The 18,962-nt window shown below is 31.1% G+C and carries 30 protein-coding genes; 28 read left to right on the top strand and 2 right to left on the bottom strand.

Annotation, left to right across the window (positions count from 1 at the left end):
• Positions 1–9: 9 nt before the first annotated feature.
• On the bottom strand, positions 10–1,341 hold the full coding sequence (locus tag AC2GW8_RS03695) for a tyrosine-type recombinase/integrase (RefSeq protein WP_440881442.1): 1,332 nt from the start codon (positions 1,339–1,341) through the stop codon (positions 10–12).
• A gap of 212 nt (positions 1,342–1,553) precedes the next feature.
• Complete coding sequence (locus AC2GW8_RS03690) at positions 1,554–2,201, bottom strand: helix-turn-helix domain-containing protein (RefSeq protein WP_440881441.1); 648 nt, start codon at positions 2,199–2,201, stop codon at positions 1,554–1,556.
• A gap of 125 nt (positions 2,202–2,326) precedes the next feature.
• Between AC2GW8_RS03690 and AC2GW8_RS03685 the strand changes: the two genes are divergently transcribed.
• The 28 genes from AC2GW8_RS03685 to AC2GW8_RS03550 all read left to right on the top strand — a co-directional run bounded on the left by AC2GW8_RS03685 (position 2,327) and on the right by AC2GW8_RS03550 (position 18,950).
• A complete protein-coding gene (locus AC2GW8_RS03685) occupies positions 2,327–2,689 on the top strand; it encodes a hypothetical protein (protein ID WP_440881440.1) in 363 nt (120 codons plus the stop codon).
• 12 nt (positions 2,690–2,701) lie between these two features.
• Complete coding sequence (locus AC2GW8_RS03680) at positions 2,702–2,977, top strand: hypothetical protein (protein WP_440881439.1); 276 nt, start codon at positions 2,702–2,704, stop codon at positions 2,975–2,977.
• Positions 2,978–2,980: 3 nt separating this feature from the next.
• Complete coding sequence (locus AC2GW8_RS03675) at positions 2,981–3,163, top strand: hypothetical protein (RefSeq protein WP_440881438.1); 183 nt, start codon at positions 2,981–2,983, stop codon at positions 3,161–3,163.
• 70 nt (positions 3,164–3,233) lie between these two features.
• Complete coding sequence (locus AC2GW8_RS03670) at positions 3,234–4,367, top strand: hypothetical protein (protein ID WP_440881437.1); 1,134 nt, start codon at positions 3,234–3,236, stop codon at positions 4,365–4,367.
• 18 nt (positions 4,368–4,385) lie between these two features.
• Positions 4,386–4,775, top strand: a complete 390-nt coding sequence (locus AC2GW8_RS03665; RefSeq protein ID WP_440881436.1) for a hypothetical protein — start codon at positions 4,386–4,388, stop codon at positions 4,773–4,775.
• Positions 4,775–5,485 (top strand): lambda exonuclease family protein, encoded by a 711-nt coding sequence (locus tag AC2GW8_RS03660; RefSeq protein ID WP_440881435.1) that lies wholly within the window; start codon positions 4,775–4,777, stop codon positions 5,483–5,485. Before AC2GW8_RS03665 ends, AC2GW8_RS03660 begins: the two co-directional genes overlap by 1 nt.
• Positions 5,478–5,951, top strand: coding sequence for a hypothetical protein (locus AC2GW8_RS03655; RefSeq protein ID WP_440881434.1), 474 nt, complete (start codon positions 5,478–5,480; stop codon positions 5,949–5,951). The genes AC2GW8_RS03660 and AC2GW8_RS03655 overlap by 8 nt, the downstream gene beginning before the upstream one ends.
• 2 nt (positions 5,952–5,953) lie before the next feature.
• On the top strand, positions 5,954–6,406 hold the full coding sequence (locus AC2GW8_RS03650; protein ID WP_440881433.1) for a hypothetical protein: 453 nt from the start codon (positions 5,954–5,956) through the stop codon (positions 6,404–6,406).
• A 42-nt stretch (positions 6,407–6,448) separates the two neighbouring features.
• Entirely contained in the window at positions 6,449–6,877 is a 429-nt protein-coding gene (locus AC2GW8_RS03645; RefSeq protein ID WP_440881432.1) for a hypothetical protein, read from the top strand.
• A 2-nt stretch (positions 6,878–6,879) separates the two neighbouring features.
• Complete coding sequence (locus AC2GW8_RS03640; protein ID WP_440881431.1) at positions 6,880–7,584, top strand: hypothetical protein; 705 nt, start codon at positions 6,880–6,882, stop codon at positions 7,582–7,584.
• A 52-nt stretch (positions 7,585–7,636) separates the two neighbouring features.
• Positions 7,637–7,924, top strand: a complete 288-nt coding sequence (locus AC2GW8_RS03635) for a hypothetical protein (protein WP_440881430.1) — start codon at positions 7,637–7,639, stop codon at positions 7,922–7,924.
• Positions 7,925–8,113 (top strand): hypothetical protein, encoded by a 189-nt coding sequence (locus AC2GW8_RS03630; protein WP_440881429.1) that lies wholly within the window; start codon positions 7,925–7,927, stop codon positions 8,111–8,113.
• A complete protein-coding gene (locus tag AC2GW8_RS03625; protein ID WP_271677551.1) occupies positions 8,106–8,999 on the top strand; it encodes an LvrA C-terminal domain-related protein in 894 nt (297 codons plus the stop codon). The genes AC2GW8_RS03630 and AC2GW8_RS03625 overlap by 8 nt, the downstream gene beginning before the upstream one ends.
• On the top strand, positions 8,992–9,720 hold the full coding sequence (locus AC2GW8_RS03620; RefSeq protein WP_271677552.1) for a hypothetical protein: 729 nt from the start codon (positions 8,992–8,994) through the stop codon (positions 9,718–9,720). The genes AC2GW8_RS03625 and AC2GW8_RS03620 overlap by 8 nt, the downstream gene beginning before the upstream one ends.
• Positions 9,720–9,875, top strand: a complete 156-nt coding sequence (locus tag AC2GW8_RS03615) for a hypothetical protein (protein ID WP_440881428.1) — start codon at positions 9,720–9,722, stop codon at positions 9,873–9,875. Before AC2GW8_RS03620 ends, AC2GW8_RS03615 begins: the two co-directional genes overlap by 1 nt.
• Complete coding sequence (locus AC2GW8_RS03610) at positions 9,872–10,876, top strand: DNA cytosine methyltransferase (protein WP_440881427.1); 1,005 nt, start codon at positions 9,872–9,874, stop codon at positions 10,874–10,876. Before AC2GW8_RS03615 ends, AC2GW8_RS03610 begins: the two co-directional genes overlap by 4 nt.
• Positions 10,876–11,352, top strand: coding sequence for a hypothetical protein (locus AC2GW8_RS03605; RefSeq protein ID WP_440881426.1), 477 nt, complete (start codon positions 10,876–10,878; stop codon positions 11,350–11,352). Before AC2GW8_RS03610 ends, AC2GW8_RS03605 begins: the two co-directional genes overlap by 1 nt.
• Before the next feature lie 105 nt (positions 11,353–11,457).
• A complete protein-coding gene (locus tag AC2GW8_RS03600) occupies positions 11,458–11,769 on the top strand; it encodes a hypothetical protein (protein WP_440881425.1) in 312 nt (103 codons plus the stop codon).
• Complete coding sequence (locus tag AC2GW8_RS03595) at positions 11,762–11,911, top strand: hypothetical protein (RefSeq protein WP_440881424.1); 150 nt, start codon at positions 11,762–11,764, stop codon at positions 11,909–11,911. The genes AC2GW8_RS03600 and AC2GW8_RS03595 overlap by 8 nt, the downstream gene beginning before the upstream one ends.
• A gap of 9 nt (positions 11,912–11,920) precedes the next feature.
• Positions 11,921–12,562, top strand: coding sequence for an antA/AntB antirepressor family protein (locus AC2GW8_RS03590; protein WP_440881423.1), 642 nt, complete (start codon positions 11,921–11,923; stop codon positions 12,560–12,562).
• Between the two features lie 216 nt (positions 12,563–12,778).
• Positions 12,779–13,336, top strand: a complete 558-nt coding sequence (locus AC2GW8_RS03585) for a terminase small subunit (RefSeq protein ID WP_440881422.1) — start codon at positions 12,779–12,781, stop codon at positions 13,334–13,336.
• A gap of 34 nt (positions 13,337–13,370) precedes the next feature.
• Complete coding sequence (locus AC2GW8_RS03580; RefSeq protein WP_271677568.1) at positions 13,371–13,670, top strand: hypothetical protein; 300 nt, start codon at positions 13,371–13,373, stop codon at positions 13,668–13,670.
• Positions 13,667–14,971 carry a PBSX family phage terminase large subunit gene (locus tag AC2GW8_RS03575; RefSeq protein WP_440881421.1) on the top strand — a complete coding sequence of 435 codons (1,305 nt, stop codon included), beginning with the start codon at positions 13,667–13,669 and terminating at the stop codon, positions 14,969–14,971. The genes AC2GW8_RS03580 and AC2GW8_RS03575 overlap by 4 nt, the downstream gene beginning before the upstream one ends.
• 91 nt (positions 14,972–15,062) lie before the next feature.
• Positions 15,063–15,677, top strand: a complete 615-nt coding sequence (locus AC2GW8_RS03570; RefSeq protein ID WP_440881420.1) for a hypothetical protein — start codon at positions 15,063–15,065, stop codon at positions 15,675–15,677.
• A 1-nt stretch (position 15,678) separates the two neighbouring features.
• Complete coding sequence (locus AC2GW8_RS03565; RefSeq protein ID WP_440881419.1) at positions 15,679–15,879, top strand: hypothetical protein; 201 nt, start codon at positions 15,679–15,681, stop codon at positions 15,877–15,879.
• Positions 15,812–17,566 carry a type 2 periplasmic-binding domain-containing protein gene (locus AC2GW8_RS03560; protein ID WP_440881418.1) on the top strand — a complete coding sequence of 585 codons (1,755 nt, stop codon included), beginning with the start codon at positions 15,812–15,814 and terminating at the stop codon, positions 17,564–17,566. Before AC2GW8_RS03565 ends, AC2GW8_RS03560 begins: the two co-directional genes overlap by 68 nt.
• The gene (locus AC2GW8_RS03555; protein ID WP_440881417.1) at positions 17,502–17,987 is read left to right on the top strand and encodes a hypothetical protein; all 486 of its coding nucleotides are present in this window, start codon (positions 17,502–17,504) and stop codon (positions 17,985–17,987) included. The genes AC2GW8_RS03560 and AC2GW8_RS03555 overlap by 65 nt, the downstream gene beginning before the upstream one ends.
• 24 nt (positions 17,988–18,011) lie before the next feature.
• Positions 18,012–18,950 carry a hypothetical protein gene (locus tag AC2GW8_RS03550; protein ID WP_440881416.1) on the top strand — a complete coding sequence of 313 codons (939 nt, stop codon included), beginning with the start codon at positions 18,012–18,014 and terminating at the stop codon, positions 18,948–18,950.
• The last annotated feature ends 12 nt before the right edge of the window (positions 18,951–18,962 follow it).

Here is an 18,962-nt window from a genome sequence, read left to right as displayed (position 1 = left end):
TTAATTTACTTATTTCAATGTATCTGACCAATCTTCAATTTTATAGTAACCTATTTCGCGTAAATAGTTCTTTACTGTTTTATTGTCTTTGTGATTTGTTATTGTTCTAATAAAATCAAGTGCTTTTTCTTCAAAGTTAGGTATATCATCTTTTTTATAGTCATTTAGCTTAACTAAAAACATTTTACCTATGGCCGAATGTCTTAATGAATAGATTGTATGGTCGCTTGAAAAATTAAATTTTTTCTTAACTATTTTGCTGAATCGTTTTCCCCAGTATGATCTTCTGTTTGTTTCTGTTGTTGTAGTTTTTTTACCTGATTTTGTGTTGACGGGTGTTAACCATTGGCTGGGTTCATTGTCTTTAGTAAATAAAAAATAATCCTTATTGTATTCTGAAAGATCAATTTTGTTGTAAAATTCGTTTATTAGAATCTTAGGTATCTGTTTATAATAGATTCCTGTTTTTGTTTTTGAATGAATTAACTGCTCATTAATTTTAACATCTTTGATTTGTATTCTAACGACTTCAATATTTCTAAATAGTCCGTAATATATATGTGCGCAGAAATAATAAAGCCATAGGTCATTCTCTTTTAAATATTCAAAAATATTTTGAACTTCATCTTCTGTAAAAGCTTTATTTTTTTGTGGACTAGATTTTAATACAGGTATTTTAGAAACAATGTTTTGAGTAATTACATCCTCGTTAACAAGTACAGAGAAAAAAGAAGATAAGTCTGTCCTGTTATTATTTCGATTGCTTGGGCTTGTTTTTTCTAGAATTATATTCAAATAGTTTGAAACATCTTTTTTTGTTACTGCTGATATATTTTTATTTTGAAAGCCCTTTTCTATTAAGAATTTTTTGAAGCGAATTATCCTATTTTCAAAATTGTTAAAAGAACTTTCAGCAAGTGTATTTTTTTTAATTTTTAAAACATAGTTAAAGGCTTCTTCTATTGTTAGGTTTTCTTCGTCAGATAGATTATTATCGTTGGTAGTAGGGAAGAGTCCTTCTTTCAATGCTAAAGATAAATTGTTGCGTAAAATTGTTAATATTTCAAGTCTTCCTTCTTTTGTTTTAAGACTATTTGCGTTACCTTTTATTGGGGTTTGTCTTTCCAGTAAACCTGTTTCGGGGTTTCTAAAGGAGAAATAAACATACCATTGTTTGCTTAAAGCAATTTTTTTTTGTCTTTCGGATAGCTTACTCCATTTTTTTACATCTACACCACCAGTGTAAATTTTAGGTTCAGAATATTTCTTTTTATACTTCATTTTTTCAAAATCGTATACAGAATCGTATACTTTGGACAAAAATAAGTGTTTTTTATTCATAAAAAAATGCGGTTTTAGGTACACTAAAACCGCATTTTTGCAATGTTTTTACACTTGTAGCGAAGGGGGGACTTGAACCCCCGACCTCAGGGTTATGAAGTTTGGAGTCTAGTAAAAATGGCTTGTAAATCCAATAAATACCTTGCTGTTTTTATCTTAAACCCCTGTTTTTTGTCAAAAAAGTGTACCGTTTAGTGTACTTTTATTATTGTTTATCTTCTGTTTCTTTTACGTCTGTCATCGACTATATTAAATATTTTTGCTACATCTTTCAAATGAACTTGAAAGTCATCATAATACTCGTTTAATGAGTGTAATGTTAGTATTCCGTTTTCAACATCATGCTCAGTAATCCTTTTAACTAATACTCCTTTTTCTTTATGAACGACAACAAAATCCCATTTGTTAATGTGTAACTTGCTCATCCAGTAATCTTGCCGGATATTAAGGCATAATAGGACATCCCCCTCTAAGTAACTTTCATAACTACCATCATCCATACTATCACCTTTTACTTCAAAACATAAGTATTGATCTTTATGTTCTTGATCAGCTATAAAAGGAATTTTAGACAGGCCTTCTATAAATTCATCGTCACCATATCCTGACAAATAACCAGCGTAGGCATATTGATTAACCAAAGGGACAAACATCACGTTTAATTCTGAGAAGTCTAATGGAATTGCCTCTTCATTTTTATTAGACAATATAGAGTGTAATAATTTCACTTTTGATTCTGGAATAAATTCACCTTTTTCATAATTTATTATTGTTCTTTTAGTTATTCCAATCTTTTTAGCTAGTTGTTCTTGAGTTAAACCCAGTTCTTTACGTCTTTTTTTAATTTCTGATGCATTCATAATTAGTTGTATAAAGTTTCGTTTAATGAAAAAATGAAATTAATACACTTTTATTTTTTAAAGTGAAATTATTTCACTTATATTTGAACTGTAAAACTTTTATAACAGTAAAGATAGTAGAAATTATGCAAACAAGAGTATTCAGCAGGCTTAAACAGAAAGTAGAGTGTGATACTGGCAGTGATTTAGAAACTATCGGATTTCGATCTAAAAACGGAATATATGAGATGAGTTTCTACGGAAGTGAGGAGGATGATTATAAAGTGATTGTAGAGGATTTTGGATGTATGAAAAATCAAAAGTGGTATCAATTAGAACCTACAGAAACGCAGATTATAACACTACAAAATATAATCAATAAAGAAGCTGACAATCTATATAAATTAAAGGAGCAAAAAGAACAGGAAGATCGAATAACTGAATTAGATGCTAAAGCATTGGAAGAAACAAAATCATTTATAAACGCAAACTTTTACAGAATTTATTAAAAACTATTTGAAATGGTAGAAATAGGAAAACCAATTACAGAAGAACAAAAGTCATTATTGCATAGGCTTTTAGATACTAAAGATTTAGTTGACATCTCTGCTACAGTTGATGTTAGTTACTCTACAGTGAGAAGTATCTATTACAGAACTCAAACTATTACAGAGGATAACAAAGAAGCTATTTACAAGATGATAAACAAGGCATTTGAAAAATCAGAGGATGCAATAGTTTACTTCACTAAAGCAAAGTCAGAATTAGAAGCAATGCTACCAAAAATCACTAGCTAATAAATGACTGCGGAAACAGCATATCATGTAATCCAGGCTCTACCAAAAAAAGAGATTCCTCGTCTTTACAAAATGTTAGGTATTGAAACTCCAAAAAAGGAAAAAATTACACCTAAAAAAAAAACACTTATTACAGATGCTGAAGCAACAGAATATTTATTAGGACTATTAAATCCTAAAAGATAAAAAAGAAAACCACTACTGCGAATAGTGGTAATCAAATAAACCGAAGATTAAAATTTAATAATTCAAAAATATGGAAAATACAGAAGCCTTACAAGTTCAAGTGTTACAATTAGAAGAACTTAACCCTAGAAACTTACCTGAATTTCAAGGATGGAAGGAAAAACAACAAAAACTTGTTACCGATAATCCTTTTATCAAAATCACAGACAACAAATCTTATGATGAAGCTAAAAAGCGTAGAACTGCATTAGTGACTGGTAGAACTACTATTCAAAAGCAAGATCAGTTTATAGGATCTAAAATAAAAGACTTCAGATCAAAGGTTAGTGATTTATCAAAAGAGCTTATTGCAATTAGCCTTCCTTATGAGGAAAAACAACAAAATGAGGTTAAAAGATTTGAGGAGATCAAAGCAAAAGAAAAGGCTGAAAAGGAACGACTGGAGCAAGAACGTGTTGAAAAAATAAAGCAAAGTATCTCATCTTATTATTCTGACTGGAAAAGCAAAATAGATAATCTTGAATTGAATCAAATTGATTTAGTCAAAGATGTATTTGAAAAGTCTACACTAGAGACTGACAAGTATGGCGAATACGAGTTAGACTTCCAAGAAAAAGTACAGTTGCTTAAAGGTAAACTAACTGAAAAAATCAACTACTTAAATGAAAAAGAGGAACAACGCAAAGAGCGTGAGCGATTAGATGCCGAGCGAAAAAAATTAGAGGAAGAGAAAAAAGCAGCTGAAGAAAAAGCACGTAAAGAAAGGGAGGGATTAGAAGCTGAACGCAAACGTCAAGAGGAATTACAAAAAAAACGTGATGAGGAGGCTAAACAAAAAATACTTGAGGAGGAGCAAAAATTAGCAAAAGAAAAAGCTGAAATACAGGCCGAAAAAGACAGACTGGCTAAAATTGAGGCTGATAGAATTGCTAAAGAGCAAGCTGATAAAAATGCAAAAGAGGATGCAGAACGCCAAGCAAAGTTAGAGAAAGAAAAAAAGGCTCGTGAAAAAGCAGAACAATTACGATTGGAAGCTATAAAGCCTGATAAAGAGAAAATATCAAAGTTCATTGAATCATTACAATTCACTTTAGAAACTCCTGATATAAAAGATGAAAAGCTAAAAGATTGGCTAAATCAAACTCTTATAGCACAAAGGTTATTTAAAGAGAGTATGGAATTAGAATTATCAAAATTAAGTTAAACATTAAATACAATTATTATGAGTAATGACATTAAAGAAGTAAGTGGTACTGAAGTGACTTTTATGATTCCTGACACAGAAAGTCTTGGAAAGTTAAAAAGTTTAGAACCTAAATTCAGTTTGAATTTAAAATACAAAACTGCTGATGATTGGGCGGTTTTAAAAGACAAACCTATCAGAGCATTTTATATGGGGTTAAAAGATATTCCTAACGATAAAGGGGAGCTTGTTAAATGTGGTGTATTTGTAACTGAAAAAGAATGCTTTATAAATGGCTCAATGACTTTAGTTGAAGCTGTTCAAAGTAGACCAATAAAAACTCCAGTACAAATAACCTACAGAGGTAAAAAGAACAATAAAAGTTCTGAAGGAAGTACAATGATTTTTGACACAGAAATTCTAGGGTAATGGATTTTCTAGCAGAAATAGAAAAGGATGCTAAGGGGTTGGATTTTGAATCCCTTAGCAATCTTAAATCAGAAAGCCAGGAGAAAATAAATGCTTGGTTAGAAAGTCGTAGAGGAAAGTTTACAGCTTCAGAGTTTCATAGATTAATGGGGTATGAAGATAAAGACACATTTCCTAAAGGTGCAGAAACTTACGCAATAGATAAAGCCATTGAAATACTCACAGTAAGAGATGAGGAATCATACACTAATGCTTCTATGGACTGGGGAAACTTAAATGAAAAAGATGCTGTTGAGAAATTCATGGAAGATATAGGTGTTGAAGTCTATAATTACGGTGAAAATCAAGAATTTCAAACATTAGGAGATAACATAGGATGTACACCTGATGGTTTAATCAGTACAGATGGAGGTATTGAAACAAAATGTCCGAATTCAAAAACACACTTTTCATATTTAAAGTTAAAAAATCAAGATCAGTTTAAAAAAGAATGTAAAAACTACTACTGGCAAATTCAAGGTTCAATGTATGTAACTAATAGAAAATATTGGTATTTCATTAGTTACGATCCAAGATATAAGGATGACAATAAACAATTAAAAGTCCTTAAAATCAGTCGTAATGATGAAGATATTCAAAAATTAAAAGGTCGTTTAATACAAGCTATTAAGTATAGAGACAAACAATTAAAATCTATTACCAATGTCTAATCCACGCAAAATATCAGTAAAGACATCTGTTTTGAATGGTAAAATATCTGAACACAGGCAAATTGTAAATGATGCTATACAATCATTTGAGGGAAAACAAATTAAAGTAACAGTTGAGAGGTTTTACAAGAAGCGTACTAACAAACAGAATAGGTATTACTGGGGTGTGATTATAGAACATTGGATGAATATTATTAAAACAGAATGGGGTGAAATATGGTCAAGTGATACAATGCACGAGTTTTTGAAAACGAACCTTAATTATGAAGAGTATGTAGATACTGAAACTGGAGAAATATTTTTTAACAAGCAAACTGGTAGACCTATAACGAGACCTAAAAGCACAACAGAAAACACAACAGTAGATCAAGAGAATTACCAAGAGGCATGCCGTCAATTAGCTTATAGCATGTTTAATTACACTATACCAGTACCTGAAATAGACGTAGAAGTAAAACACGAGTAAAAATGGAAACATCAATAAAAAACAGAAATGATGCTTATGTATCAATCATTGAGAGCCTTTCAAAAAAAGAGCAATTAATATTCCAGTTAATAAAGGAGAATGCACCGTGTACTTCTTGTGAAATATCTGAAAAATATTTGATCCCTATTAATGAGATAACTGGTAGAGTAACAGGACTTAAAAAAAGTTTCCTGATCGTGGAGCAAGGAAGTAAAAAAAACCGATGGACTAACAAGAATAACACCTTGTATCGAGCTGTCAAAAATATAGATGAACGCATTGATTTAATCAACGCTCATTTTGTTCAGTTAAGAGAGCAAAAAGACAATCTAGTTAATGATTACAACACTGGTTTAAGCATTTTAACTAAAGAATTAATCAAAAAGCAACTTGATAAAATTAATAAGCAAATAAACTCATTAACTAAAATTCTTGATAAAATTCAGTTAGCATAAAAATACAAACAGCCTTCTATTTAATAACATAATCCAAAAGTAATGGAACAACAAATTTTACAAACAGATAATCCAAAAGAACGAATTCAGATTCTCAAGGATACATGTGTAAAAACTGAAACTTTTACTTATCCAAAACAGCTTTCAAATGAGGAGTTAGAATTGGAAAAGCACAATTTTACACAACATGCTATTACAGTTGAAATAGCAGACAAAAAATTACAGGAGGCTAAAGAGATACACAAGTCTGAAACCAAGCCTGTAAAAGAAGAAATGAAAACTCAAATTTCTAAAATTAGATCAGGAATTGAGGAGGTAACCGAAACAGTATTCTTATTAGATGAACAAGATGAGGGCAAAATGGGGTACTACAATTCACAAGGAGTACTTGTCTATGAAAGATTGCTAATGCAAGATGAAAGGCAATTAAGAATAATAGGTAATAATTCACAAACTGGAACAAGCGATTAATTATGAAAGAAGTAAACGTACACATAAAAGAGGGTACTGAAACCCTAGAAATTCTTCAAGGTGATGCATTACCTAGATTAGAGCCTGAAAAAGTACAAATTGCAGGACTTATTAATGCTCCTTATGAGTATTTAACAAAGCGTATTGATGTTGTAGAGCAAAAGAAATGTCATGTTATTGTAAATCATTCAAGTGGTGCTTTAAATCTAGTTGTCGATGAAAAGAATGCTTATCAAGATGTTATTACTGGAGAATTAAAACCAAACCCTGACTTTATCAATTTTGGTATTAATGACGGTTCTACTAGAGACACTTTTGAGTTAGCTGACTTTATAAAGATGAATCGCTTTTTCTTCAGTGACAAAAACACTGCAATGAAACTAGTATCTGAATTAAAAAACTTTAAAGCAAAGGTTAATAAACAGATTGAAGCATCAGATAATGATAGAGGAAATACACGCCTTTTAAAAGATCAAGTAGTACAAAGTAATATCCCTGAATCATTTGATATTACTGTTCCAATTTTCAAAGGACAGCCAGCTCAAACATTTAAAGTAGAGATAAATATAAACGGTAACAGCTTTGCTTGTGCGCTTATATCTCCTGATGCTAAAGATTTAATAAATGAGGTAAAGAGCCAATTATTAAATGAACAAATAGATAAGATACGTGAAATAGCTCCTGACATAGCAATACTGGAGGTATAATACAATAATCATCAGGGGGAGAAAACCCCCTTTAAAAAGCATAGAATTAGCAATGACATCAACAGAAGGAACAGTATTACTAATAGAAAAAGTTAAGGTATCAAGAAAAAAGAAAGGGCTTCCTGATACGGAACGAATGGACTTGATCTTATTACCTGAAAATCGTGAAAAACCATGTCGATTTCAAGTACGTAGAGAGTTTTATTCACTCCTAGAGGGTATAGAACCTAAAGACAAGGTAGAGGTTTATTACATCATGGAATTGAATGAAATTGAGCGTAATGGTGAGAAAAAAAGATTTGACAATAACATACTTGAAAATATAAAAAAGGTCGTTTAAATGGATCAAAGTATTGTCATATCGCCAAGTTTTATGAAGCCTAATACCTTTTTCATTTTTAGAGAGGATGGTATTCAGGTAGAAATAAAGATAGTTGATAATACACTTTTTAGATCACACAAATTAACAGAACTAGAGTTAGAATACATCAATAATAACTTATTAAAGACTAAAAATACCAATGGCTAAAAGATTAACTAATACTGAAAAATATAATGATTCTTGGTTTGTTGATTTAGAAGCAGTAGAGAAATTACTTTTTTATTACCTGATTGACCATGTAGATAATGCAGGATTTTATGAAGTTTCACTACGACACATTCAGTTTCATTTAGGTGTTAGTAAGGATGAAATTTTAGGGGCTATCAAGGGGCTACGTAGGGGCTTGTTAGGGGCTGATTCAGACATTCAAAATGGGGATAAAATTTACTTAAAGAATTTTTTGAAGCACCAAAAAATGCTCCCTTTAAATCCCTTCAACTCCTATCATATAAACGCTTTAAGAGTGTTTGAGACGAATTTTAGATTTGTTGAAAAACACCCTTTTTTACAAAATTTAATTGTCAAAGGAACTAAAACTAAAGACAAAGAAATTATAAAAAACATTGACACAAACCTCATTAAATATCTAAAAGAAAATCAGGGGCTAACTAGCCCCATAGTAGAAGTAAAAGTAATAGTAGAAGTAGAAGAAGATGTAGAGGAAAAAGAAAAAGGTAAAATCGAAAAATCAAAAATCGAAGAAAATGTCTACCCAACATTTGATGATTTTTGGAATGAGTATGATAAAAAAGTCGGTAGTAAAGAAAAAATAAAAAAGAAGTGGAATAAACTTTCTCAAAAAACAAAAGAAGAGATTTTAGACTACATCCCAAAATACAAACAAGCACAACCTGACAAACAATACAGAAAGAACCCTGAAACATTTTTAAACAACCAATCTTGGAAAGATGAAATTATAAGCAATGGAAAACAATCAAGCAATAACACACAGTCAACAGAGCGAGAACCAAAAATTAACCGTCAAACAAGAGAAACTATCATTAGCAATAGCCAAGGTTGGGAAGTTGAGTGAGGTTGCCTTTGCTAGAAAATCTGTTGAGTTAGTAAAGATTAGAGATTTAGATAAAAAATCTATTGGTGAGGGGTTTTCAATGTTATTTACAAAGATTTCAAATCTAGCAGGTATAAAAGAGCCAATAAGCCAAATAAACAAAAGTGATATAGGCGAAATGATATTAATGAGATTTAAAGGGTTATCACTGGAGGAAATAGATTATGCTTTTAAACTTGAGAGATATGGTGTTTATGATGATAAAACTCAACATTTTCAATTGTTTGATGCAGATTATGTCAGTACAATTTTAAATAAATACAGAGACTGGTTACAAAAAACAAGATTCAACAATAATATTCCAATTACAGCAAAAAAACTGGAAGAGAAAAAGTTTACTGAAGAGGAAAAGAAAACAATTTTAGAACAGGGTGTACAAAGAATGTATGAGGAGTATAAAGAATCTAAAACCATTCCTATAGCTGTAAGCTACTTGTATGATTATTTATTTAAAAAAGGGATTATCAAGCCTACAGATCAGTACAGAGCAAAAATAAAAGAGTTAGCACTTAAAAATTTAAAACCAAAGCAGAATAATGTTATCCGTGCTCTTGATGTCTTAAAAGGAAAAAGCATGAGAAAGCCTACTAAAATTCAGATAGAAAACGAATGCAAAAGGTTGGCATTGATAGACCATTTTAAGGAATTGTTAAAAAAAGAAAAGGCTAGCAAGAAAAAGTAATGTTATCAGATCAAACAATAATTGAAGTAGTAATGAGAAAAGAAACCACTTATGCAGAATACAAAAAGATGATGAAACAAGCCAAATCAAAAGGTTGGAAGATTCAAGCATATCAAGTTGGTTTTTACTCAAACGGATTTAAAAAAGAAATATGAAGCCAATAAATGTATTATCGCTTTTTAATGGAATGAGTACCGGGCATCAGGCACTTGTAAATATTGGTATTCCTGTAGGTAATTATTACTCAAGTGAGATAAAATCTTTTGCTATTGAATTAACACAATACCATTTCCCTAAAACTATTCAACTAGGAGATGTAAATAACTGGAAAGAATGGGATATAGATTGGAGTAGTATTGATTTACTTTTAAGTGGGTCTCCTTGTAAGGATTTAAGTGGTGCCGGAAAGCGAAAAGGAATTTACGGAGATAATAGTGGCTTATTTTGGAGGTTTATCGAAATCCTTGAGCACATTAAAAAGGTTAATTCTAATATTATTTTCTTCCAGGAAAATGTTGGGAGTGCATCCAAAAAAGATATTGGAATAATGAGTAGAGCAATGGGTATTTATCCGTGTAGGATCAATTCTGAATTAGTTACAGCTCAACAAAGAGATAGATATTATTGGTCAAATATGCGAACAAGACAAACAATGTTTGATTTGGTTACAGATATACCACAACCTAAAGATAGAGGTATTTTTCTTAAAGATATTATTGAAAACGGATTTGTTGATAGAGACAAAGCAAGGGCAATTTTAGAAAGTGAAAGTAGATTAAATACTGACATGAAAAAATTATTAAGAAGATATAAAACTACTGGTTTTGGAAATGTGGTTTACTGTGTTGCACAAAGAGGAAGAGGGAATGGTAGAGGAAATTATGTTCAACAGTATGAAGTTAATAAAACACAAAAAAGCAACACAATAACTTTAGTTGATAAAGATAATTGGCTTTTCAATGGAGAAGAGATAAGGTCATTTACAAAAATTGAGTTATGTCGATTACAAGGGTTTCCAGATGATTATTTAAATATATTATCAAGAAACAAGGCAGCAAGTTTATTAGGAGATGGCTGGACTTTACCCATAATTGAACACATTTTTAAATATCTACCATTCAACCAAAATAATTCAACTTTAAAGAAAGCAATATAATGAGTACACTAATAAGTGAAGTTTACAATATGGATTGTGTTCAGAGCCTGAAACATTACCCTGACAAATATTTCGATTTAGCAATAGTTGATCCTCCTTATGGAATTGGAGTTAATAAAATGCAGTTAGGAAATGGTAAACGTAAAGTTTATAGAGGAAAAGATGATTGGGATAATTCAGCACCTGGAATAGAATATTTCACAGAATTGTTCAGAGTATCAAAAAATCAAGTTGTTTGGGGAGCTAATCATTTTATAAGCAGGATGCCATACGACACTAGTTGTTGGTTAATATGGGATAAAGGTACTGGAGAAAATGATTTTGCAGATGCTGAGTTAGCATGGACTTCATTTAAAAAACCAGTTAGGAAGTTTTTCAAGTCTTGGGTCGGATCAAATGTAAAGGAAAGAAATGAACCTGACAGAATACATCCTACTCAAAAACCAATACAATTACCAATAACATTAAAGGTATAAAAGTAAATAATTTTAGTATATTTACACTTCAGACTTCAGTGATAATTCTATCACAATTTTTCAGCCTTCAACAGATTTCAACAGCCTTCTCTAATGTAGAGAGATTTGAAGCAACATATTAAAATTTATTTTGATGCTCTAGGGTTAGACCCTTATGAAAACCGTCAAGAATGTGAACTTACAGGTTTTGTAGGCGTGGTTGATATACACCATATTCAAAGGCGTGGTATGGGCGGAAGTAAGAAATTAGATCGAATAGAAAATCTAATGGCTTTAAACCGTAAGGATCACGATTATTTAGGCGAAAAACAACACTTCAAATCAATGCTTTTTAGAAAGCACATGCATTTTTTAGAGAGGAACAATGTAAAATTTGATAAAGAGTATATGCTTAATCAGATTGCAAGATATGAGTAATCTAAAAATAGAAATACAAGGTAGAAAATCAATAATTGAGTTCAATGGTAAAACATCAGAACACAAAACAGCATTTATTAAAAAGATGACTGTTAATGATTTACTGCTGTATATAAAACAGCCTTCAATTAACAATATTTAAACTTTCAGAATGAAAAACTTAATTGAAATAAAAAACGAGAATGGAAAGCAAGTTGTTTCTGCAAGGGAACTTTACGAGTTTTTAGGGTTTGCAATACAACATTGGTCGAAATGGTATAAAAAGAATATTCTAAAAAATCCTTTTGCTTTTGAAAAAGAAGATTATACAGAACTCCCCCTAAGTGGGAGAACAAGAAACTTTGCGCTATCTATTGACTTTGCAAAGAAGCTATCAATGTTAGCTAGAACAGAACAGGGAGAAAGAGCAAGGAATTATTTTTTAGAGGTTGAACAGAAATATAATTCTACAAATAGAATTGCCGACCCAATGGAATTAGTAATCCAAATTGCTCAAAACAGTATTGATTTAAAGAAAAAGCAGGAAGTAATTGAACAAGATGTATCAGAGATTAAAGAAGAAATAAAGGTGCTTAAGGAGAAAAACGAGACAGATCCTAACTTCTTTACAATAGTAGGTTATGCATCATTATTAGGAAAGCAGATTAATTTAGAGTTTGCTAAAAAATTAGGTAAAGAGGCTTCCAAGATATGTAGGGAAAGGAATATTGAGTTATCATCGATTCCTGTCCCTCGTTTTGGAAGAGTAAAAACATATCCACAAGAAATATTGGAAACAGTATTTCTAAAGTAATTAATCAGATAGTAGGGCTAAAGAAATTAAACAATGAGTGTAGTAACAATAACATCAAGAAATTACCCATTAGAATTAGAGGTTGATAATTAGTAAAATGGCAAAAAACAAGCAAAAGATAAAACACAAACATTATATAGAAATAGGAGATAATCTAGCATGTTTAATCGGAGCAGCAATATTTTTAATATTTCTACTAATTATAATACTATAGACATGGGAGCATCAAAAGGAAATCAACATTGGAAAATTAGAGGTAAAGACGGTAGAGATAAAAAATACACGCCTGAAACTTTGTTGAGAGGTGCTAATAGATATTTCAACTGGTGTCAAAATAATCCTTTAAAAGAGGAGCAAATTGTAAATAAGGCTTGGACTGAATATATTGAGGTTGAAATTAAAGACGAAGAAGGAAACCCTAAAAAAGTTGAAAAGAAAATCACTCATCCATACTCAATTGCACATTTAAGTAAGATGAGACCTTTTACAATTCATGGACTATGTAATTTTTTAGAAATATGCGTAAAAACCTTTGATAACTACTCAAAGGATAAAGATTTTTTACAAGTCACAACACGTATAAGGCAAATAATTTACAATCAAAAGTTCGAGGGTGCAGCATCAGGGTTTTTAAACCCTAACATAATAGCGCGTGATTTAGGTTTAGCAGATAAGAAATCTGTAGAACTTGAGGGAAGTGTAAACATACCAATAGAACAATGGATAAGCAATAACAATAAAACTGATGTCAATAGTAATAGTGAGACGGAATAGAAAAAATAGGGTTAAAGAAAAGCCGACAATCAAGATGTACACAATAAACAATAATTTCACATTGTCTTATATGACTTGTGATTTATTAGATGTGCAGGCTGGTGACGGTATAATGTTTTCGTTCAACTATAAAACTAGAAAGGCATTTGTAGTTAAAGATAATGAGATTGATAGTTTCAAACTTAACAGAATGTCTACTTGCAAATTGTTAAGGTTCTCCAGTGTTGATTTAGTAGATCATTTTTTAAATTGTTTTGGATTAGATCAGGTAGGTGTACACGTATTCCAATTAACTAAAAAGGGTAAAAAATTTGAATTAGAGTATGTGGTATGATACAAACACAATCTGTTTATGATAAACTCTATACTACAGATAAGAGAATAATATTACTTACTGGAGGACGCGGTGGTGCAAAATCATTTAATGCATCTACATTTTTACAACGGTTAACTTTTGAGAAAGGTCATAAAATCTTGTTTACAAGGTTTACAATGAATTCTGCTGAATTATCAATTATTCCTGAATTTCAGGAAAAAATTGATTTAGAAGGCACATCAAAATATTTTAAATCTACTAAAAAAGACATTATCAATAGTGCTTCAGGTAGTAAATTGATGTTTAGAGGAATCAAAACATCTCAAGGAAATCAAACTGCAAAACTAAAATCTATACAAGGGCTTACGACATTTGTAGTTGATGAAGCCGAAGAATGGGTAAATGAGGATGATTATGACAAACTCCGATTGTCAATACGTACCAAAGGTGTAAAAAACCGTATTGTTATCATAATGAATCCAACTGATGCTAATCACTGGGTTTATCAAAAATACATAAAAGACACTCATAAAATTGTAAAAGTTGATGGTGTCGATGTTCAGATTAGCACACACCCACAAGTTGAGCATATTCACACTACATATTTAGATAATTTAGATAATGTTGATGGGGATTTTTTAAATGATCTCGCTGAACTTAAACAAAAAGCAATCAAAAGGGCTAATGATGGTTCAAAAGATGAGAAAGATCCGAAAAAAAGAGAGCTATTAAGAAAAAAACTATTTAACTCATCAAAATACGCTTATAAAATCATTGGTAGATGGGCTAGTCAGGCAGAAGGTGTTATTTTAACCTATACTGAAGGAGATTTCGATACAAGTTTACCATATTGCTATGGTCAGGACTTCGGATTTAGCAATGACCCTACTACTCTAGTTAAAATTGCAGTAGACACAAAACGTAAAAAAGTGTATTGGGAGGAGTATTTATACAAACCACACCTCACAACAGACAAAATATACGAACACGATTTAGAAGTAGCTGGCAGAAAGAATCTAATTATGGCTGATGGTCACGAAGATAGACTTTGTGTTGAATTGAGAAAGAAAGGTTTAAATCTGATACCGTACTCAACACCTCCTAATGGTGTTAGAGAGGGATTAATCTCAATGCAAGATTATGAACATATCGTTACTACTGAAAGTTCTAATATCAAAGAGGAGTTTAACAATTATGTTTGGTCAGATAAAAAAGCTAAAATTCCTATTGATGATTACAACCATACAATTGATGCTGGTAGATACGCTTTTAAGAAACTAACTACCAAAAAACGTAAAACAAAATACTCTCAATACTAAATGTGTTTTAAATGTTCTTTTTAAAATAAGCTGTTCAATTATCTCTATAAGTTTGAATTCAATAAAAGTAGAATTTAAAAACTTTAGAAATATGGATTTATGTAATTGTCCTGATGTAGGTATTTTAGGAGCTATCCCAAATAGTAATTGCCCTTGGGATATAAAGCAACTTCAAAGACTTATTCTTCAGGAAACTCCCTACAAATGGAAAAATGGCACAGTAGATATAACAAAAAAAGCAGATTGGGATGTTTTGATTGCAGCTACTGATAAAACAAAAGTAATAGTAACACCAAATCTTCGAGATGTTAAAATAGAGCCAGGAGATTTTATAACTGAAGGTGGTGGTGATAACACAACTTTAAATGGAGTTGAAGAAATTACTGGTCAAAATCCTTCTACAGTAACAGCACTTTTAAAAAGCGGAACTCCTGAACAAGAAAAAGCGATCAGGAAGATTACTTGTAAATCAAATTTAGGTTTTTACGGAATCACTAATGAAGGTAAAATATTGTGTAGAAAGATTGGTGACGATCATTTTCCAATAGACATTCAACCATATTCATTTGGTATTAAAGACAGAAGAAATGAAGGGTTTGGCACAAAGGATTCAAATGATATTCAATTTGCATTAGCCCCTAGATGGAGTGAAGATATTGTATTGGTATCTCCTGAAGATTTCAATCCATTCTCTTTAGCTGATTAAAATGGAAACTATAAAATTAAAAAGAGTAAGAGATAAAAAAGTGTTTGATTTTAAACAAGATCATGCACTTGCTCTATTACGCAGAAACAGTAAAGATTGGATAATCGCAGATGGCAAATATGAGCTAAAAGACAATGAAATTATCAGAAAGACAAATAAAACAAATACTCGAAAATCCGAAACTCAAGAAGGAGATAAATGAAGGTAAAAAATATGAAAGCCGTTTAAGAGTATTTACAGAACCAAAATATCTTGATGACCTCAAGAATGAGGCTGGCTGGAAAGAGGTAACAAGTTTTTTAGACAACATATTTTCTGCTGAAAGAAGTAAAAGGATTAAGCAATATATTTCTTATCCACTTTCATCAGTAGATATAACAGAGAGCATACTAACAGACTTGTATAAAGTTTTTGATGCTCGAAATACGTTCTTTGACTTTGAATTAACTAAATCAAATGGTGGTGATAAACTTAAAACCTCTATTGCTAGAATTAATCCTGTTAAATGGATTGAGGAAAAAGGAAAGGAAGTTTTAAAGAATAAACCAAATACTGTAGTTGTAATCGATAAAGATAAAGATGGTAATCCATATTTATTATCTATTGAAAATGATAGAATTATTGATTGCAGTATTAATACTGATTCTACGCTAAATTATATTGCTTTTACTCACTCTATAGAAATATTAGATGATGGAAAAACAATAAAACGAGTGGCTTTTTATGATGAACAGGCCTACAGAGTTTTTATTGTTGATGATGGTAAGTATAAAGAGGAGATTAACATACCTCATAATGCAGGTGTTTGTCCTGCTAGAATGTTTATCAGTGATAAATTCAACTCTAAAGATGAGTTTAATAGAAAGATTCCATTTACTAGTACTTTAAGTAAAATTAAAGAGTGGCAATTATTTGATGTTTACAATTTCTATGTAAAACATTATGGCGCATTCCCAATAATTGAACGTGTAGAAGATATTTGTGATGTAGAGGGGTGTCATAGTGGTGTTATTGAAGAAAGTCACACCTATTATGAGGGTGATGTAGAAAAACACGGAACTAAATACATTGATTGTCCTGCATGTTCTAAAAAAGAACTTTTAGGGCCAGGTGTTGTAATAGACATTCCTGCTAAACAAACCAAAGATGATCCTGATAGTGCTGGTGTATTTAGAATGATCTCACCTGATACTACCAGTTTAGAATTTACCAAAACTGACTTGAATGATCTTGAGAAAAATATCAAATTAAAAACAGTTGGTATTGATAGTGTTCTAAATAAGGAAGCAATCAATGAAATGCAAGTTAAAGGGAGTTTTGAAAGTAGAGAAAATGTGCTTTTAAAAATCAAATCAAACTTTGATGAGTTGTATAAATGGATTGTTCAAACTGTAGCAAAATTACAATCAGGAGCAAAAACTGATGTTAAAGTAAACGCAAATTTTGGAACAGAATTTTATTTGTTATCAGAATTAGAATTACAGGAAAAGTATGAAAATGCTAAAAAAATAGGTTTACCAATAGAGGAAGTAGATATGATTTATGAACAACTCATAGCCACTAAATACAAGGGTAATCCTAGTAAGATAACCAAACTTGAACTGATAAAATTACTTGATCCGTTACCACACGAATCAGTATCTGAAGCATTAGAGAAAATGAATTTAGGATTAATTACCGAACAAGAGTTTTTCTTAAAAGGTAGGTTAATTAGTTTTCTTAATCGGTTTGAGATTGAAAACACACCATTAGTAGAATTTGGTAAAGATTTAGAGTTACATAAAAGACTTCAAAAAATAAAAGAAATTTTAAATAAATACAGCGATGAGTACATTAAAACCAAACAAACTGGAGATAGTTCAAAAGCAACTGAAGGAAGTACCGAATAGTTTATTTCCTAAACAAATTAATGAATCTGAAAGACATCTTTATCATGTCGTTATTGTTAAATCAATAGCTGACAATGTAAAAAAGAAGTTTGAATTCAAGGTGCAGCATAAAAAATTCAATCAAAAAAGTTTTGAGGTTAGTAAAGCTCAGTTTGCAAAATTAGGATATACAGATGTTCACATTATTCACGATCCTACAATTGAGGATTTAGAGAAAGCACCTAAAAAAGATGATGATTTGTCTAAAAAGGAAAAAACATTAGCACAAAAAGAAGCTGATCTAAAAAAACGTGAAGCTGAAATTGCTAAAAAAGAAGCTGAATTAAAAGCTAAAGAGCCTGTAAAAACTGATGCAAAAAAAACAGAGGATGCTAAACCTCCAAAAACAACAGAAAAGCCAAACGAAGCTGATAAAAAATAATTTAAAAACTCATAAAGGGGAATTATGATATTACAAGAAGTACTAGATTTTATATCTAAAGACAAAGGAGCGTTAACAGGGGTTATAGCGCACATTCAAACAACTGATGAAGGTAAAGAGTTACTGACGAATCATGCAAACGCTCATTTTGAGCAAGAAATTAAGCCAAGAATAGCAAAAGTCTATTCTGATTTAGATAATGATATTTTAGGTTCGTTAGGAGAAAGTAGACCTAATGATGTTAAAACTTACGAGTTCATTAAACAAAAAATGAGTGAGTTGAAAAAGCTAAAAGAATCAAAAGGCGGTGATAAAGAAGGCAAAATCAAGGAGCTTGAAAAGCAAATTGAGACATTAAAAGCTGAAGGAGGTCAAAATGAGTACTGGAAAAAGACACATAATGAAGCGGTGTCTAAATGGGATACTGAAAGATCAGAGTTTGAAAATCAAATTAACACGTTAAAAACTGAACAATTACAGAGCCAGGTTAGTGGTTTTTTAAATTCAGGTTTAACAGGGTTAGAATTTAGCATACCACAAGAGGCTGTTGATGCTATGAAGCAATTACACAGCAATTCTGTAATAAAGAATGCTAAAATAGTAGACGGAAAAGTCGTTTTGCATAATGAGGATGGAAATCCAATGCTTAACTCTCAATATAAACCCATGACTGCAAAAGAATACTGGGAAACAAAATTAGCAAGTGTCATCAAAAAACCTGAACAAGGTGGTGGTGGTGCGCCTGCTGAAAAAAAGGGGAATATAGTCACTGTTGGCGAAGGGGACAAAGCCAAAAAGAAGTTAGTACTAGACAGTAGTGCCTTCAGTACAAAATTAGAGTTCAATAAAACAGCCGCAAAGGCTTTAACAGCTCAAGGAATTGAAAGAAATTCTGCTGATTGGAATCAACTTGTAGATGGTGCTTATGCTGAGTATGATGTTTCAAAATTACCATTACAATAACTTTTAAAAAAC

The sequence above is a fragment of the Tenacibaculum profundi genome (assembly GCF_057162725.1).
Note: the sequence above shows the minus strand (reverse complement) of the source record. Positions and strands in the feature narration are given on the sequence as shown.

Coding starts and splice junctions, on each gene's coding strand:
- AC2GW8_RS03695 (WP_440881442.1), bottom strand. CDS start 1,341: ATGAATAAAAAACACTTATTTTTGTCCAAAGTATACGATTCTGTATAC.
- AC2GW8_RS03690 (WP_440881441.1), bottom strand. CDS start 2,201: ATGAATGCATCAGAAATTAAAAAAAGACGTAAAGAACTGGGTTTAACT.
- AC2GW8_RS03685 (WP_440881440.1), top strand. CDS start 2,327: ATGCAAACAAGAGTATTCAGCAGGCTTAAACAGAAAGTAGAGTGTGAT.
- AC2GW8_RS03680 (WP_440881439.1), top strand. CDS start 2,702: ATGGTAGAAATAGGAAAACCAATTACAGAAGAACAAAAGTCATTATTG.
- AC2GW8_RS03675 (WP_440881438.1), top strand. CDS start 2,981: ATGACTGCGGAAACAGCATATCATGTAATCCAGGCTCTACCAAAAAAA.
- AC2GW8_RS03670 (WP_440881437.1), top strand. CDS start 3,234: ATGGAAAATACAGAAGCCTTACAAGTTCAAGTGTTACAATTAGAAGAA.
- AC2GW8_RS03665 (WP_440881436.1), top strand. CDS start 4,386: ATGAGTAATGACATTAAAGAAGTAAGTGGTACTGAAGTGACTTTTATG.
- AC2GW8_RS03660 (WP_440881435.1), top strand. CDS start 4,775: ATGGATTTTCTAGCAGAAATAGAAAAGGATGCTAAGGGGTTGGATTTT.
- AC2GW8_RS03655 (WP_440881434.1), top strand. CDS start 5,478: ATGTCTAATCCACGCAAAATATCAGTAAAGACATCTGTTTTGAATGGT.
- AC2GW8_RS03650 (WP_440881433.1), top strand. CDS start 5,954: ATGGAAACATCAATAAAAAACAGAAATGATGCTTATGTATCAATCATT.
- AC2GW8_RS03645 (WP_440881432.1), top strand. CDS start 6,449: ATGGAACAACAAATTTTACAAACAGATAATCCAAAAGAACGAATTCAG.
- AC2GW8_RS03640 (WP_440881431.1), top strand. CDS start 6,880: ATGAAAGAAGTAAACGTACACATAAAAGAGGGTACTGAAACCCTAGAA.
- AC2GW8_RS03635 (WP_440881430.1), top strand. CDS start 7,637: ATGACATCAACAGAAGGAACAGTATTACTAATAGAAAAAGTTAAGGTA.
- AC2GW8_RS03630 (WP_440881429.1), top strand. CDS start 7,925: ATGGATCAAAGTATTGTCATATCGCCAAGTTTTATGAAGCCTAATACC.
- AC2GW8_RS03625 (WP_271677551.1), top strand. CDS start 8,106: ATGGCTAAAAGATTAACTAATACTGAAAAATATAATGATTCTTGGTTT.
- AC2GW8_RS03615 (WP_440881428.1), top strand. CDS start 9,720: ATGTTATCAGATCAAACAATAATTGAAGTAGTAATGAGAAAAGAAACC.
- AC2GW8_RS03610 (WP_440881427.1), top strand. CDS start 9,872: ATGAAGCCAATAAATGTATTATCGCTTTTTAATGGAATGAGTACCGGG.
- AC2GW8_RS03605 (WP_440881426.1), top strand. CDS start 10,876: ATGAGTACACTAATAAGTGAAGTTTACAATATGGATTGTGTTCAGAGC.
- AC2GW8_RS03595 (WP_440881424.1), top strand. CDS start 11,762: ATGAGTAATCTAAAAATAGAAATACAAGGTAGAAAATCAATAATTGAG.
- AC2GW8_RS03590 (WP_440881423.1), top strand. CDS start 11,921: ATGAAAAACTTAATTGAAATAAAAAACGAGAATGGAAAGCAAGTTGTT.
- AC2GW8_RS03585 (WP_440881422.1), top strand. CDS start 12,779: ATGGGAGCATCAAAAGGAAATCAACATTGGAAAATTAGAGGTAAAGAC.
- AC2GW8_RS03580 (WP_271677568.1), top strand. CDS start 13,371: ATGTACACAATAAACAATAATTTCACATTGTCTTATATGACTTGTGAT.
- AC2GW8_RS03575 (WP_440881421.1), top strand. CDS start 13,667: ATGATACAAACACAATCTGTTTATGATAAACTCTATACTACAGATAAG.
- AC2GW8_RS03570 (WP_440881420.1), top strand. CDS start 15,063: ATGGATTTATGTAATTGTCCTGATGTAGGTATTTTAGGAGCTATCCCA.
- AC2GW8_RS03565 (WP_440881419.1), top strand. CDS start 15,679: ATGGAAACTATAAAATTAAAAAGAGTAAGAGATAAAAAAGTGTTTGAT.
- AC2GW8_RS03560 (WP_440881418.1), top strand. CDS start 15,812: ATGAAATTATCAGAAAGACAAATAAAACAAATACTCGAAAATCCGAAA.
- AC2GW8_RS03555 (WP_440881417.1), top strand. CDS start 17,502: ATGAGTACATTAAAACCAAACAAACTGGAGATAGTTCAAAAGCAACTG.
- AC2GW8_RS03550 (WP_440881416.1), top strand. CDS start 18,012: ATGATATTACAAGAAGTACTAGATTTTATATCTAAAGACAAAGGAGCG.